We start from the raw sequence: 17,072 nt of genomic DNA, 5'->3' as shown, positions 1-17,072 counted from the left end.
TTGTTTCAATTAGAATTTTATGGAAATACGCACTTCTTTAAACCAATTTTTCCGTTTTCGTAATTCCCCTTGAAGTCTTACACTATTTTATCTATTTTTGTGAACATTGTTAAATAAATAAATACAGTATGATAAAACAGGGTCTTTACCTTCCAGAATTTGAAAGAGATAATTGCGGCGCAGGATTTATTTGTAACCTAAAAGGTGAAAAATCAAATAAAATTATTCACGATGCTTTAGAAATTTTAATAAAGCTTGAGCACAGAGGTGCTGTAAGTTCTGATGGTAAAACAGGAGACGGAGCTGGTATTTTAATTGATATCCCACATGAGTTTTTTGTAAAAAACACATCATTTAATTTACCTGAACCAAGAGAATACGCTGTTGGTATGACTTTTTTACCTCCTAGCGAAAATCAGCTTAACTTTTGTAAAAAAGTATTAGAAACTGAAATTAACAAACAAGGACTAGCTGTTTTAGGATGGAGAAAAGTACCTGTAAATAAAGCACACCTTGGGTATGTTGCCTCTAAAATTGAGCCAACTATTGAGCAAGTTTTTATTGGTAAAAATGGATTAGATTTAACAGAAAACCAATTCAATGCCAAATTATTTGCTGCTCGTAAAATTTCAGAACATATAGTAGAAAACTCAAAACTATCTGATCGATCAAAATTCTATTTTCCAAGTTTTTCTTCAACAACAATTATTTACAAAGGATTGTTAATGCCTGAAGATATTAGAAATTATTATACAGATTTATCAAATCCAGACGTAGTAACTCGTTTAGCACTTGTACATCAACGTTTTTCAACAAATACATTCCCTTCATGGGATTTGGCACAACCATTTAAATATATGTGTCACAACGGTGAAATTAACACACTTCGTGGAAACGTAAACCGTATGAAAGCGCGTGAAGCAATGATGCAAAGCGATATATTTGGTGAAGATATTAAAAAACTTTTCCCAATAGTTATTGAAGGAAAATCAGATTCAGCTTCTATGGATATGGTTGTTGAATTGTTATTGATGACTGGACGTACGCTGCCTGAAGTTATGATGATGATGGTGCCTGAAGCTTGGGAAAAAGACAAAACAATGAGTGACGACAAAAAGGCTTTCTACCAATACAATGCTTGTATTATGGAGCCTTGGGATGGACCTGCATCTGTACCTTTTACCGATGGTAATTTTATTGGAGCTGTATTAGATAGAAATGGTCTGCGTCCTTCTAGATATACCGTTACAAAAGATGGTAACGTAGTTATGTCTTCTGAAACTGGTGTATTAGATATCAAACCTGAAAACGTTGTTAAACATGGTCGTTTAGAACCAGGTAAAATGTTTTTGGTTGATATGAATGCTGGAAGAATTATCAACGACGAAGAAATTAAGCAAGAAGTTGTTTCAAAAAGACCGTACAGACAATGGTTGGATAAAAATTTACTACCATTAGCAAGTGTACCTTACACTGGTAATATGTGTCCAAATGAAGAAACAAGCTTAAACAATAGAGGTAAAATATTTGGATATACTATTGAAGAAGTTCAAAAAATTATTACCCCAATGGCTTTAACGGGTTACGAAGCTATCGGTTCAATGGGTAATGATACTCCTTTGGCTGTATTATCTGACCAACCTCAATTATTATACAACTATTTTAAACAATTATTTGCTCAGGTAACAAATCCACCATTAGATGGTATTAGAGAAGAAATTGTAACCGATTTTAGTTTACCTGTTGGAGGTGATATCAATGTTTTTGAAATTACTGAAGAACAATGTCAGAAATTAAAAATTCAAAATCCTGTAATTTCAAACGAGGATCTTGATAAATTAAAACACATTGACCACCCTCATTTTAAATCTGTTTCTGTTGATGCCTTATATGATATTACCAAAGGTTTAAACGGTATTGAAGCTGCCTTAAAAAATATGGTTAAGGAGGTTTCTAAAGCCGTTACTGAAGGCTGTAATATTGTAATTCTTTCAGACAGACACGTAAACAAAACTTATGCACCAATACCAATGTTATTGGCTTGTGCTTATATCAATACAGAATTAATTAAACTAGGACAACGTTCAAGTTTTGGAATTATAATTGAATCTGCTGAACCACGTGAACCACACCATTTTGCGTGTTTATTTGGATACGGAGCAAGTGCCATCAACCCTTATATTATCAATGAATTAATTCATAAACAAGTAAAAGATAGGGTTATAACAAATATTTCTGAAGAAAAAGCAATTGAAAATTACAACAAAGCAATTGCAAAAGGAGTATTAAAAATTATGAATAAAATTGGTATCTCAACTTTATTATCATACCGAGCTTCTCAAATATTTGAGATTGTTGGTTTAAAAAGTTCATTTACTGATATCTATTTCCCAAACACACCATCTAGAATTGAAGGTGTTGGATTGTATGAAATTGAAAAAGAAATTTATTTAAGACACAGAACTGCTTTCCCTTTAAAAAAGATAGCTCAAAGTGAAAGTTTAAATATTGGTGGCGATTACCGTTGGAGAAGAAATGGAGAACGTCACATGTTTAACCCTACAACAGTTGCTAAATTACAACAAGCGGTAAGATCTAACAGTTACGAAACTTACGGTCAATATGCTGAAGCTGTAAATAACCAAAGTAAAGAATTAATGACTTTACGTGGTTTATTAGAGTTTAACAACTTTGACCCAATTGATATTGAAGAAGTAGAACCTTGGATTGATATTGTAAAACGTTTCAAAACGGGTGCAATGTCATACGGATCTATCAGTCAAGAGGCGCACGAAAATCTAGCCATTGCAATGAACAGAATTGGCGGTAAAAGTAATTCTGGAGAAGGTGGTGAAGACAAAGCAAGATTTAGAAAAGATGTTAATGGTGATAGCCGTAACAGTGCTATTAAACAAGTTGCATCTGGTAGATTTGGTGTTTCAACCAATTACCTAACAAATGCACAGGAAATTCAAATAAAAATGGCTCAAGGAGCCAAACCAGGAGAAGGTGGTCAATTACCAGGTGATAAAGTATTGCCTTGGATAGCAAAAACAAGAAATTCAACTCCTTACGTAGGTTTAATTTCTCCACCACCTCATCACGATATTTATTCAATTGAAGATTTAGCACAACTTATCTACGATTTAAAAAATGCAAACAGAGAAGCAAGAATCAATGTAAAATTAGTGTCTAAAGTTGGTGTTGGAACAATTGCTGCTGGGGTTGCAAAAGCAAAAGCTGATGTAATTTTAGTTTCAGGTTACGATGGTGGTACAGGAGCTTCTCCTTTAACATCATTAAAACATTGTGGTTTACCTTGGGAACTTGGTATTGCTGAAGCACAACAAACACTGGTATTAAATGGCTTAAGAAACAGAGTAGTTTTAGAGTGTGACGGACAGTTAAAAACTGGTCGTGACGTAGCTATTGCAGCACTTTTAGGTGCTGAAGAATTCGGTTTCGCAACAGCTCCTCTTGTTGCTTCAGGTTGTATTATGATGCGTGCTTGTCACCTAAATACTTGTCCTGTTGGTATTGCAACTCAAGATCCTGAGTTACGTAAAAACTTCAAAGGAACTCCAGAACACGTAATTAACTTTATGTATTTTGTAGCAAAAGAATTGCGTGAGATTATGGCTAAATTAGGTTTCAGAACAGTTGATGAAATGGTAGGTCAATCTCAAAAATTAAACGCAAGACCTGCTGTTGAACATTACAAAGCACAAGGCTTAGATTTATCTGCAATATTACACAAACCAGCTACAGACAAGCCTTTATACAATACAGAAACTCAAGACCATGGTTTAGAAAACGTATTGGATTTTGAAATTATCCGTTGGGCACATCCTGCAATTTACAGGAAAGAAAAAATGGAATACGAATTCCCTATCAAAAATACAGACCGAAGTGTTGGTGCAATTTTAAGTAACGAATTGTCTAAAATTTATGGAGATAATGGTTTACCTGAAGATACATTAACATTGAAATTTAAAGGTTCTGCTGGTCAAAGTTTTGGAGCTTTTGCTACAAAAGGTTTAACAATGATCGTTGATGGTAATACAAATGATTATTTAGGAAAAGGACTTTCTGGTGCTAAATTAATTATAAAAACACCTAAAGAAGCTGATTTTGTTTCTAATGAAAATATTATTGTTGGTAACGTTTCTCTTTATGGAGCAATAAACGGTGAAGCATATATCAATGGTATTGCTGGTGAGCGTTTTTGTGTACGTAATTCTGGTGCTACAGCAGTTGTTGAAGGTGTTGGAGATCACGGTTGTGAATATATGACAGGTGGTGTTGTGGTAGTAATTGGTGATACCGGTAGAAATTTTGCTGCAGGTATGAGCGGTGGTGTTGCTTATGTACTTGATCCTGAACAAAAATTCAGAAATGGACGTTGCAATATGGAAATGATTGAATTTGAAACAATCTCTAGTAAAGATGAAGCCGAGTTAAAACAATTAATTGAAAACCACTTTAAATATACCAACAGTTCACATGCTTTTGGAATATTAGAAAATTGGTCTGATAATTTAAAACATTTTGTTAAAGTTATGCCTACAGATTACAAAAAAGCATTAATACGATTGGAGAATGAAAAATTAATTAACGAAGAAATTACTGCTTAATTATGGGAAAAATAGCTGGATTTAAAGAGTTTGAAAGACAAGACGAAAATAATATTGCTGTAAAAGAGCGTATTCAAGATTATAAAGAATTTACAATACCATTAAAAACTAAGGACATTGAAAAACAAGGTTCTCGTTGTATGGATTGTGGAATTCCTTTTTGCCATAGCGGTTGCCCGTTAGGAAATTTAATTCCTGATTTTAACGACATGGTTCATAAAGGTGAATGGAGAAAAGCATTATCTTTTTTACATACAACAAATAATTTCCCTGAATTTACAGGAAGATTATGTCCTGCTCCTTGTGAACAAGCTTGTGTATTAGGTATCATAAACCCTCCTATTTCAATAGAACAAATAGAAAAATCTATTGTTGAAAGAGGTTTTGCTGAAGGCTGGATTAAACCTGAGCCACCTGCAAAAAGAACTGGTAAAAAAATTGCCATTGTAGGTTCTGGACCTGCAGGATTGGCTGCTGCTCAACAATTAAATAGAGCAGGTCATTTGGTAACTGTTTTTGAACGCGATGATGCTGTTGGAGGATTGTTACGTTACGGTATACCTAATTTCAAATTAGAAAAAGAAATTATTGACAGAAGAGTCAACATTTTAATAGAAGAAGGTATTGAATTTAAAACCAATGTAAATGTTGGTGTTAATTATTCTGTTGAAGAATTAAATAAATTTGATGCTATTGTTTTATGTGGTGGTGCTACTCAAAAAAGAGAATTACCAATAAAAGGTGCCGATAGTAAAGGTGTTGTACAGGCAATGGACTTTTTAACACAACAAACCAAAGTTGTTTTTGGTCAAAATGTTGAAAACCAAGTATTGGCAACAGATAAAAATGTAATTGTTATTGGTGGTGGTGATACAGGTTCAGATTGTATTGGTACTTCTAATCGCCAGGGTGCAAAATCGGTAACTAACTTTGAAATTATGCCAAAACCTCCTGTAAAAAGAGACGAAGTTGCTACTCCTTGGCCGTTTTGGCCTTTGAAGTTAAAAACTTCATCTTCTCATGAAGAAGGTTGTGATAGAAACTGGTTAATTTCAACAAAAGAATTTATTGCTGATAAAGATGGAAACTTAACTGCATTGGTTACTGTTGAAGTTGAATGGGTATATAAAACAGGAGAAAGACCAACTTTAGTTGAAGTTCCTGGATCTGAAAAAACTTGGCCTTGCGAATTGGCTCTTTTAGCTTTAGGTTTTACAGGACCTGAAAAAACATTGAGTGAACAACTAGGTATTGAAACAGATTCTAGAAGTAACTACAAAGCTTCACCAACAGAATATCAAACAAATGTACCTCACATTTTCACTGCTGGTGATATGAGAAGAGGACAATCTTTAATTGTTTGGGCAATTTCTGAAGGTAGAGAAGCTGCACGTAAAGTAGACCAATATTTAAATATGGGTTTAAGTAATTTGCCTACCAAAGGAAAAGGCGATTTACCTCCTATGTAATTCATATATTTAACACTTGTAAAAACCATCTTTATTAAATTAAAGATGGTTTTTTTATTTATTATAAAAATTTAAAGATTACTGATTCATAAATCCGAAATCAAAATTCTAATCTCAAAATTGTCATAATATGTTAGTCTTTTGATGAAATAATATCAAACTAATAATACACTTTATAGTTAATTTTGAACATATAACTAATAACTTTATCCAATCATAATTGCGATAACTGTATAGAATAATATCATATGTTAAAATTTACTTCAAAAATCTTACTTTTTATATTCTCGTTTATTTTATTTTATGCTTGTAGTCCAACACAACCTGCACAAAAAAAAATAAGTTTGGTAGATAAAAAAGCTTCAACACAAGTAATAGAATTATACAAAAAATTAGAGGCTATCTCTAAAAAAGGTTTTGCTGTTGGTCATCAAGATGCTACTTCTTATGGCTTGGGATGGAATTATAAAAATGATACTACAAAAATACAAAGTGATGTAAAAAAAGTAACAGGTGACTTCCCTGCTGTTTTTGGCTTTGATTTGGGTTGGATTGAAATTGGTAAGGAATACAATTTAGATACAGTTCCTTTTAATTTAATGAAAAAATTAATTATTGATGCACATAAAAAAGGAGGAATCATAACTATTAGTTGGCATTTAAACAATCCTATAACTGAAGGAAATTCATGGGACAAAACACCTGCAGTTTCTTCAATAATTAAAGGAGGCAGCGAAAGAGAAAAATACGAACTTTGGATTAGCAGAGTTGCCGATTTTTTACATTCATTAAAAAATAATAATGAAGCTATTCCTGTAATTTTTAGACCATTTCACGAAATGAATGGCTCTTGGTTTTGGTGGGGAGGTGAAAATTGTAACCCAAAAGATTATGTAACACTTTGGCAAGAAACTGTTGAATTATTGCGAGACAAACATAACTTGCACAATATCTTATACGCCTACTCACCCAACAAATTAAATCCAACAGACAACTATTTAACTTATTATCCTGGCGACGATTTTGTAGATATTTTAGGAATTGATATTTACGATTTTAACAACGCCGAAGATTATATAAAATCTGTTAAACAGGATTTAGAAATTGTTAAAAAAACTGCTGTCGAAAAAAATAAATTATATGCTTTTACCGAAACTGGTTTAGAATCGCTTAAAACAGAAAATTGGTTTACAAAAGTATTATATCCTACTATCCAAAATTCAGGAATTTGCTGGGTTTTAACTTGGCGAAATTACGATACCAAACACCATTATATGCCATACCATAAACAATTAAACGAAACTGATTTTATTGAATTCGAAAAATTACCAAACACATTATTTTTAAAAGACATTAACTCCATAAACTAAACCATGAAATTATTACACACCGCAGACATTTTAATTATTGCATTGTATTTATTATCAATTGTAATTATTGGTCTTGTATTAAGAAAAAAAGCTCAACAAAGTAAAGACGATTATTTATTAGGAGGAAAATCAATTCCTTGGTATTTATTAGGACTATCCAATGCATCTGGAATGTTTGATATCTCAGGCACCATTTGGCTGGTTACATTAATGTTTGTATATGGCATAAAAAGTGCCTGGATTCCTTGGTTATGGCCAGTTTTCAACCAAATATTTTTAATGGTTTATTTGTCTAAATGGCTTAGGCGTTCAAATGCCACAACTGGTGCTGAATGGATTGGTACCAGATTCGGTTTTAAAAAAGGTGCTAAACTTTCACATATAATTGTAGTTGTTTTCGCCTTAATTATGTGCTTAGGTTACTTGGCGTATGGTTTTATTGGACTAGGAAAATTTATTGAAATATTTGTTCCTTGGGAAGTTGTAAGCAATTATGTACCATTTACAGTAAGCCCTGAGTTTGTTCCGCATTTTTACGGAATTATATTTACCTGTTTTGCCGTATTTTATTCCTTATTAGGTGGTATGTCGGGTATTGTGTGGGCAGATGTTATTCAGTTTGGAATTATGACTATTGCAGCCTTGGTTATAGGTTACTTAGGTTTTCAGGCTGTTGGAGCTCACGTTTTAGATGTTCCTGAAGGTTGGTTGAGTCCAACTTTTGGTTGGGAATTGAATATGGATTGGAGCGCAATTATTCCAGAAGTAAATCAAAAAATTCAAGAAGATGGATTTGGACTCTTTACCATTTTCTTTATGATGATGGTATTTAAAGGCGTTTTAGTGAGTTTGGCTGGCCCTGCTCCAACTTACGATATGCAAAAGATTTTATCTACCAAATCTGCTGCTGAAGCTTCAAAAATGAGTGGATTTGTTTCGGTTATTTTAATGCCTATTCGTTATTTAATGATTGCTGGTTTTGCAGCTTTGGCTTTAATTTATTATGAAAAACTAGACTTAATAAATTCAACTGGAAATGTAGATTTTGAACTTATTTTACCAACCGCAATTAAAGAGTTTGTGCCTATAGGACTCCTAGGATTACTATTAGCCGGATTAATTGCCGCATTTATGTCAACTTTTGCAGGAACATTAAATGCTGCTCAAGCTTATTTGGTAAATGATATTTATTTAAAATATAAAAACCCAAATGCAAGTAATGCTCAAATAAGCAATATGAATTATGCTACCGGAATTGTTGTTGTAATTATAAGTATTGTATTGGGTATTTATGCCAAAAATGTAAACTCTGTGCTTCAATGGATTGTTTCTGTTTTATACGGAAGTTACGTAGGTGCTAACATATTGAAATGGTACTGGTGGCGATTTAATGGTGAAGGTTTTTTCTGGGGAATGGCTGCTGGTTTAATTTCAGCAGGGATTGTTCCTGAATTATTTCCTGAAGTTTTAGGCTTGTATTTATTCCCTGTAATTTTAGTTATTTCATTAATTGGAAGTATCGCAGGAACTTATAGTGCTCCACCTACTGAAGAAGCTATTTTAAAAGATTTTTATAAAAATGTTAGACCTTGGGGATTTTGGAAACCTGTTTACGAAAAATTACTTGCCGAAGATCCTACTCTTAAAAAGAATAACGACTTTGGTTTAGATATGTTTAATGTGTTTGTTGGAATTGTAGCTCAAACAATATTGGTTATTATTCCAATGTACATGATTTTTAGACAAAGTACTCCAATTTATATTTCATTAGCCGTTTTGGTAGTTTGCCTGTATTTATTGAAAAAATTCTGGTGGAACAATTTAGAAAACAAATTAGATTAATTGAATATTCTGAAAAATGAAAAACAAAAAAATTCAAAAAGAAATCAAACGATTTAATAAATTAATCGCTAAAAAAAACAAACCTGTTTCTGCTTCAAACGGTATATTTAATCGTTTTAAAAATCCTATAATTACAGCAAATCACGCTCCAATTCATTGGCGATACGATTTAAATCAAGAAACAAACCCGTTGGCTTTAGAGCGCATTGGTATCAATGCTACTTTTAACGCAGGTGCCATAAAATTTAACAATAAATATATATTGTGTGTGCGTGTGGAAGGTGTTGACCGTAAATCATTTTTTGCAATCGCTGAAAGTCCTAACGGAATAGATCATTTTCAGTTTTGGGACAAACCCTGCGTAATTCCTCAAATTGAAGGAAATCCAGATACCAACGTATACGATATGCGTTTGATACAACACGAAGATGGTTGGATTTACGGTATTTTTTGTACTGAACAAAAAGATCCTAATGCGCCTGCTGGCGATACCAGTGCTGCAATTGCAAATGCAGGTATTGTTCGCACAAAAGATTTATTAAACTGGGAACGTTTACCCGATTTAATTTCTAAATCTGGCCAACAACGAAATGTAGTTTTACATCCTGAATTTGTGGATGGAAAATATGCACTGTATACCAGACCGCAAGATGGTTTTATTGATATTGGCTCTGGCGGCGGTATTGGTTTTGGATTGGTTGAAGATATGACAAATGCTGTAGTTAAAAACGAAATTATCATCAATAATAAAGTATACCATACTGTTTATGAATTAAAAAACGGCTTAGGCCCAGCTCCTATCAAAACACCAAAAGGCTGGTTACATTTGGCTCATGGTGTAAGAAATACTGCTGCTGGTTTGCGCTATGTTTTGTATTTATTTATGACCGATTTAAACGATTTAACCAAAGTAATTCATCAGCCAGCTGGCTATTTTATGGCTCCAAATTATAAAGAAACTTTGGGAGATGTCTCCAATGTATTATTTTCAAGTGGTTGGATTGATGATGAAGATGGAACTGTTTACATTTATTACGCTTCATCAGATACCCGAATGCACGTAGCTGTTTCGAGTATTGAAAAATTAGTTGATTATGTTATAAATAGTCCTGAAGATACTTTTACATCTGCAGGGTCTGTCCAAACAATCATAAATTTAGTTGAGAAAAATAAAGGTTTGTACTAATGCACTCATTTGCTAAAAAAATATCAGACTCATTAGCCATTGAACTTCAAAATATCTTGAATTACTGGACTCAAAATTCAATAGATGAAGTATATGATGGTTTTGTTGGCGAACGCGATCACTTCAACAAATTAGTCCCAAATGCGACTAAAGGAATTATTTTAAATTCCAGAATTTTATGGAGTTTTTCAGCAGCTTCAAATCACTTTAAAACGAATAAATACAAATCAATTTGTGAACGTTCTTTTGAGTATTTAACTACTTTTTTTAAAGATGAAAAATTTGGGGGAGTTTATTGGGAACTGACTTTTGAAGGCAAACCTATTAACAAGCGAAAACAAATATATGCACAAGCATTTATGATTTATGCCTTGTCTGAATACTATTTGTTTTCAAAAAACAATGATGCTTTAGATTGGGCAATTGATATTTTTAATCTGATTGAAAAACACGCAAAAGATAAAATATACAATGGTTATATTGAGGCTTTTAATGAAGATTGGTCGCCTATTGAAGATATGCGTTTAAGTGATAAAGATGAAAATGAGGCCAAAACCATGAATACGCATTTACATGTGTTAGAAGCTTATACCAATTTATATAAAGTATATCCTAAACCAAAGCTAAAAAAACGTTTAACCAATTTGATTCAACTTTTTTTTGATAAATTTTTAAACACAAATAATCATTTAAATTTATTTTTTGATGAACAATGGAATTTGAAAAGCAATGTTATTTCTTATGGTCACGATATTGAAACTGCTTGGCTGTTAATTGAAGCTGCCAAAGTTTTAGAGAATGCAGATTTACTTCAAAAAACAAATGAAATTGCCATTTTAATTGCTGATACTTTTTTAAAAGAAGGCATTGATGCTGATGGAGGTGTTTATAATGAATACAATCCTGATACTAAAAAAATTGATGGAGATAAACATTGGTGGCCTCAGGCTGAAGCTATGGTTGGATTGCATTATGCCTATGAAATAACAAAAGATGAAAAATATCTTCAAAAATCATTAGAAATTTTAAATTTTATTCAAAATAATATCATCGACAAAAAAAATGGTGAGTGGTTTTGGAGGGTTGATAAAAATCGTAAGGTTTATACTTCCGATTATAAAATGGGTATGTGGAAAGCGCCCTATCACAATTCAAGAGCATGTATGATTATAGCTAATAAGCCATCTATTTAAAATAATTCACCCTAATTTATATGAAAATCTTTCAATCAATACTTTTCTTTTGCTTTTTTACAATACTTTTTTCTTGTAAAAACCCAACTGATAAAAACGCTGAGCGAAATACTGTTGAATTAATTACCGTAAAAAACACACAATTTTATAAAGGCGAGAAACCCTATTATTTTGTTGGCACAAATTATTGGTACGGACCACTTATTGCTGCAAAAAATATTGGAGACAGAGAGCGTTTGCTAAAGGAATTGGATTTAATGAAGGAAATTGGTATTGACAACCTTCGGATTTTAGTGGGTGCCGAAGGTGATGGTGGAGACTCTAGAGTACATCCCGCCTTGCAATATGAGCAAGGGAAATACAATGAAGATTTGTTAGATGGTCTCGATTTTTTATTGGCTGAAATGCGTAAAAGAAACATGTACGCTGTACTTTACTTAAACAACAACTGGATTTGGTCTGGTGGTATGTCGCAATATTTAGAATGGAATGGTTACGGAACAGTTCCTAACCCATTTTTACCCGAATATTCTTGGGATCAATATATGAATTATACCAAACAATTTCATAGTTGCGAACCTTGTAAGGAAGCCTTTTTTAACCATGTAAAGTTTATAATTGGAAGAACAAATACTTATACAGGTATAAAATATACTGAAGACAATGCAATTATGTCTTGGCAAGTAGCAAACGAGCCTCGTGTTTTAATGACACCAGACCATGAAGAAGCTTTTGCTAATTGGTTAAATAAAACCGTTGATTTAATAGAAAGTTTAGACGCTACGCATTTAATCTCAACAGGTGCAGAAGGAAAAGCAAGTTATTTACAAGATATTGCAATGTATGAACGCTTACATAGCAACAAAAATATTGATTATTTAACCATGCACATGTGGCCAAAAAACTGGGGATGGTACAATATTGATAATGAAACTCAATCAACTGCAACATCTATTGAAAAAGCAAACGCTTATATGAATGAACATATAGTTGTAGCTCAAAAACTACAAAAACCAATTGTAATGTCTGAATTTGGTTTTCCAAGAGAAAAAGAAAGTTTATCTCCAACAGCTTCTATAGAAAATAGAAACAATTTTTACAAAGCAATTTTTGAAAGAATTACAGAAAGTAAAAAAGAACAGGGTGTTTTAGCTGGTTTAAATTTTTGGGGATTTGCAGGATTTGCAAAAACCAATCCAGAAAGTGGAAAATGGCAACACGGAAATGATTTTAGTGCTGATCCACCGCAAGAACCACAAGGTTTAAATTCTGTTTTTGCTACAGATACTTTAACTTTAGCATTGATAAAAAAAGCGAATAAAACATTGACAAAATAGTTGAACTAATATTATTTCACTAAATTAATAATATGATATCATTAAAGGATAAAAACGCATTAATTACAGGATCTAGCCGAGGAATTGGTCAACAAATAGCAATAGGTTTGGCTAAACAAGGATGCAATATAATTGTACATGGAAGAACTTCTGAAAGTTGTTCAGAAACACTTTCACTTCTTAAGAAATATGATGTTAAAATTTATTGTGTACCAGGAGAACCTTCAGAAGAATCAAAAGTAAACCAATTGATAAAAGATGTAAAACAGCTTGAAATTAGTGTTGATATTTTATATAACAATGCAGCTATTATGACACCATTTCACGAAAATATTTGGAAACATAGTTGGGATGAATGGATGGATACATTTAAAGTAAATGTGTTTGCTATGTATCGTCTTTGTGGTGCATTTATTCCAAATATGATTGAAAATGATTTTGGAAGGATTATCAATACAACTTCTGGCATTAAAGATCAACCCGAACTTGCTCCTTATGGCGCTTCTAAATGGGCTGTTAGAAAACTTACAGAAGACATCGCTGTTAAACTTGAAAATACAGGTGTTAGAATAAATATGTTAGATCCTGGTTGGTTAATGACAGATATGGGTGGGCAAAATGCAGAACACCCTGTTGAAGCTGTTTTACCAGGTGCATTATCTCCTGCTCTTATTGACAATAATGGTCCTAATGGCGCTTTTTTCTCAGCTATTTAACCTTCATATTTTAAGTTAGCCCTCTTAAAACACATATTACAAATAAATTGTAACCATTTTTTGCCAATATCGTGGTTTATGAGCTTCTTCATCCCATAAAATTAATTGATGTCTTATTTTTTTTTCATCTAAGATACCAGAAAGTTTGCGATTACTTTCTAAAAATTGATCCTCCCTACCTACAGTGAGTATGATATCCATTTTTTTAATTTGTTCAATTAAATTAGTATCCTCTAAATTTTTCAAAAACTGATTAGGCATGTTAAAATAAACAAAGTCATTATGAAAACCACTTAACAAGTCTTTAAAATACCCATTAGATTTGGTAAGGTCATAGCGCCCACTCATTCCAACAACTTTACAAAACAATTCTGGATGACGCATAGCGACATTTACAGCATGATAAGCCCCTAAACTACAACCTGCAGAAATAACATTGGGATTTGAATTGATAGAATTTGCAAATGAAAGTACTTCATCAAGAACATATCTTTCGTATTGAATATGCCTATAAATACGATAATCTGGCTGCTTAAAACTATTGTAAAACGATTCTAAATCTACACTATCAACACAAAAAAACTGTAATTCTCCATTTTTAATTTTTTGATCAATGGACGCTATTATTTTCCAATTTTCATAATCGTAAAAACGCCCCATCCTAGGAGGAAAAAATAAAACTTTTGCACCGGCATGACCAAATACAAGCAATTCCATATCTCGTTCAAGATTAGGACTAAACCATTTGTGGTATTCTCTTTTCACAAAACTTATTTATCGCTGTTAACAGTAATCTTTTTATAATACTTTATCGCTTTTTTATTGGGTAAAATTTCAGGATATTTATTCAGCGTATCCAATAATAATTTGTATCCTAAATCATTTAAATGCAATCCATCTTCACCAAAATATTTATCATTGGGTTTTCCTTCATTATCCAACATCAAATCATAGATATTAACATAATGACAATTTTTATCTTTTGACATTAATTTTTGAATATGACTATTGGTAAAATGGATACTATTTAACAAATGATTACGGGCAACACTGGGCTTTATAGAAATAAGAGTACAAGGTATATTACCATATTTTACCCTAATTTTTGCCAATAAATTTTCTAAAAATAAAATAACTTCCTCAGGATGTCTACCATCAGCCAAATCATTTTCTCCAGCATAAATAACTATAGCTTCAATGTTTTTTATATTGTTAAAAACACGATCAAAAAACCAAGTACATGCAGCCAATGTAGACCCTCCAAAAGCCAAGTTTAAAGGTTTGTATTTTTCAAAAATTATAGGCAAATCATTCCACAACGTAAATGTAGAACTTCCGTAAAAAATTAATTTTGGTTTGTATGGTAATGTGCTTATATCTTCCTCTAATCGCTCTAAATCTTCATGATACCAAAACATGCATTGTCTCTTTAATTATTAAAGACTAAATATAAAGTTTTTAAATAAATAATGGTTGATAAACAGAAGGAAATAATAAACAAACTTGAAGGCATCAAGTTTGTTTATTTAAAATGGTTTGAAGTAATAAAATTTTACGTTTTTTTTAAATTACAGGAACTTCAATAGTTAAAAACTTATCTTGTCCATCTGCATCCTCGCCTTGATAAAACTTAAAAACATAAGGTGCATATTGTAACGCTTGTACAGGTATTGAAAACGTAATTTCTCTAATATTTTGGGCACAAGGAACACCATCATCTACATGCACAATTGGGTAAATAAGCCTTGCGTTTCCTTCATAAAAATAATCATATTGATTATAGTAATAATAACAACTACTTGGTAATTCTATGGTAACATTAATTCGATAAGTACGTCCATATATAAACTCACTTGGAACATCAGCACTTATAACACTTGTATATTCTAAGTGGTAGTCGTGGTCGTTGTAGTCATCATCATTGTTACATCCTACTATTAAAAAAGAGATTAAAAAAAGTGCAATAAAATGTTTCATAATAACTAATTTTTAAGTTTAATACTTGTTTTAACTAGGGCAAATCAATTTTGAATGCACGTAAATTTATATCTTTTTTAGAAAAATATAAAGAAAAATAAACTATTTAACATCAAATTTAAGTTTGGTTAAGCAAATGGTTTTTTAAAGAATTAGCCGTATCTAATTATTTAAAAACAGTAGGTTTTGCATCTGTTTATTGTAAAATTATGATAAGAATGCAACTATTTTATAACTATACATATTTTTACAAATAGTTTAAATATAAGTTTATCCATTTACCTTAGATAATTGATTTATTTTACCTCATAAGTTTAACACTTTAGTATATTTGCAACTTTAACTAATATCTCCTATATCAATGTCAGTACTATTAGAATTTGCCATGTTTCCTACCGATAAAGGTGAGAGCATAAGTCCTTATGTAAGTAAAATCATAAAAATGATACACGAAAGTGGTGTTTCTTATCAACTTACACCTATGGGTACTATCATAGAAACCGAGACCATGGCTGAAGCTTTAGCAATTGTACAACAATCTTATGATGTACTAGAACCTAATTGCAATCGAGTTTATTCATCGCTTAAGTTTGATATCCGTAAGGGTAAAAGTCAATGTTTAACACAAAAGATAAAATCTGTAGAAGATATCATTGGAAAGGTGAATAAATAACATACTGCTTTTTAGTGTGTAGAATTAATCCTCTCCACTTACTTTATCATTTTTTAGTATATTCTATTGTTATTTACTGACAATTAAACAATTAAAATTTATTAATTGAATTATTAATATTACTTTTAAAATACTACAATATTTTATCATAATTTTTATTTTATGCAATACCAAGATGTTTTTGTTCTTTATTGGGAAGAAGTAAAAAAAAGTAGCCAAGAAGGCCGATTTGCCAAATTAACCATGGCAAAAACCATTGGTAAACCTAACTTAAAAAATATATTTGTTAGACCTGTCTATTCTGATAACGACTTTAAAGTTTTAGTGAAATTTCACTACCAATCCAAAGAAACTGAGGATGAAGAAAATGAGCTAACCTTAGATGAAGCATTCGTGGTTTTGAAATCGTATCTCAAAACGTCTTTTTCGTCTGTGCTTTTATTTACAACAACAAAGGATGTTACTTTCAAAATTAATAAAAAGGGAGCAGGCCGAATTACCGAAAATTCACCAACTTTTCACAATGTTATACAAGCTAAAAATAATTTAGAATAAGTTGGAGTTGTTGCATAAGTGTTTATGTATGCAAATTACACCTTCAATTCTAAATGACTTTTAATCTAATGGCACAATATTTTTAATACTTTTTAAATTAGCAGTGTAATATTTCCCTTT

The 17,072-nt window shown here is 31.8% G+C and carries 13 protein-coding genes; 10 read left to right on the top strand and 3 right to left on the bottom strand.

Annotated features, from left to right (window positions below; all coding sequences use genetic code 11):
• Positions 1-128: 128 nt before the first annotated feature.
• The 8 genes from gltB to EC396_RS11395 all read left to right on the top strand — a co-directional run bounded on the left by gltB (position 129) and on the right by EC396_RS11395 (position 13,747).
• Positions 129-4,634: a glutamate synthase large subunit gene (gene gltB, locus EC396_RS11430; RefSeq protein WP_129366824.1), complete on the top strand. Its 4,506-nt coding sequence runs from the start codon at positions 129-131 to the stop codon at positions 4,632-4,634.
• Between the two features lie 2 nt (positions 4,635-4,636).
• Positions 4,637-6,103, top strand: coding sequence for a glutamate synthase subunit beta (locus tag EC396_RS11425; protein ID WP_129366823.1), 1,467 nt, complete (start codon positions 4,637-4,639; stop codon positions 6,101-6,103).
• Between the two features lie 248 nt (positions 6,104-6,351).
• A complete protein-coding gene (locus EC396_RS11420; protein WP_129366822.1) occupies positions 6,352-7,473 on the top strand; it encodes a glycoside hydrolase family 26 protein in 1,122 nt (373 codons plus the stop codon).
• Between the two features lie 3 nt (positions 7,474-7,476).
• Positions 7,477-9,315: a sodium:solute symporter family protein gene (locus EC396_RS11415; protein WP_129366821.1), complete on the top strand. Its 1,839-nt coding sequence runs from the start codon at positions 7,477-7,479 to the stop codon at positions 9,313-9,315.
• A gap of 16 nt (positions 9,316-9,331) precedes the next feature.
• Positions 9,332-10,501, top strand: coding sequence for a glycosidase (locus tag EC396_RS11410; protein WP_129366820.1), 1,170 nt, complete (start codon positions 9,332-9,334; stop codon positions 10,499-10,501).
• Positions 10,501-11,694: an AGE family epimerase/isomerase gene (locus tag EC396_RS11405; RefSeq protein WP_129366819.1), complete on the top strand. Its 1,194-nt coding sequence runs from the start codon at positions 10,501-10,503 to the stop codon at positions 11,692-11,694. Before EC396_RS11410 ends, EC396_RS11405 begins: the two co-directional genes overlap by 1 nt.
• A 20-nt stretch (positions 11,695-11,714) precedes the next feature.
• On the top strand, positions 11,715-13,031 hold the full coding sequence (locus EC396_RS11400) for a beta-mannanase (protein WP_129366818.1): 1,317 nt from the start codon (positions 11,715-11,717) through the stop codon (positions 13,029-13,031).
• Between the two features lie 32 nt (positions 13,032-13,063).
• Entirely contained in the window at positions 13,064-13,747 is a 684-nt protein-coding gene (locus tag EC396_RS11395) for an SDR family NAD(P)-dependent oxidoreductase (protein WP_129366817.1), read from the top strand.
• Positions 13,748-13,783: 36 nt separating this feature from the next.
• On the opposite strand, the gene EC396_RS11390 is transcribed toward EC396_RS11395, so the two are convergent.
• The 3 genes from EC396_RS11390 to EC396_RS11380 all read right to left on the bottom strand — a co-directional run bounded on the left by EC396_RS11390 (position 13,784) and on the right by EC396_RS11380 (position 15,724).
• Complete coding sequence (locus EC396_RS11390; protein WP_129366816.1) at positions 13,784-14,512, bottom strand: esterase family protein; 729 nt, start codon at positions 14,510-14,512, stop codon at positions 13,784-13,786.
• A gap of 5 nt (positions 14,513-14,517) precedes the next feature.
• Positions 14,518-15,165 (bottom strand): GDSL-type esterase/lipase family protein, encoded by a 648-nt coding sequence (locus EC396_RS11385; protein WP_129366815.1) that lies wholly within the window; start codon positions 15,163-15,165, stop codon positions 14,518-14,520.
• Positions 15,166-15,310: 145 nt separating this feature from the next.
• Complete coding sequence (locus EC396_RS11380; protein ID WP_129366814.1) at positions 15,311-15,724, bottom strand: hypothetical protein; 414 nt, start codon at positions 15,722-15,724, stop codon at positions 15,311-15,313.
• Between the two features lie 361 nt (positions 15,725-16,085).
• Here EC396_RS11380 and EC396_RS11375 point away from each other — a divergent pair, with 361 nt between their 5' ends.
• A complete protein-coding gene (locus tag EC396_RS11375) occupies positions 16,086-16,397 on the top strand; it encodes an MTH1187 family thiamine-binding protein (protein ID WP_129366813.1) in 312 nt (103 codons plus the stop codon).
• A gap of 162 nt (positions 16,398-16,559) precedes the next feature.
• Positions 16,560-16,952: a hypothetical protein gene (locus tag EC396_RS11370; RefSeq protein WP_129366812.1), complete on the top strand. Its 393-nt coding sequence runs from the start codon at positions 16,560-16,562 to the stop codon at positions 16,950-16,952.
• The last annotated feature ends 120 nt before the right edge of the window (positions 16,953-17,072 follow it).

It is taken from the genome of Lutibacter sp. HS1-25, from assembly GCF_004121075.1.
Lineage (GTDB): Bacteria > Bacteroidota > Bacteroidia > Flavobacteriales > Flavobacteriaceae > Lutibacter.
Note: the sequence above shows the minus strand (reverse complement) of the source record. Positions and strands in the feature narration are given on the sequence as shown.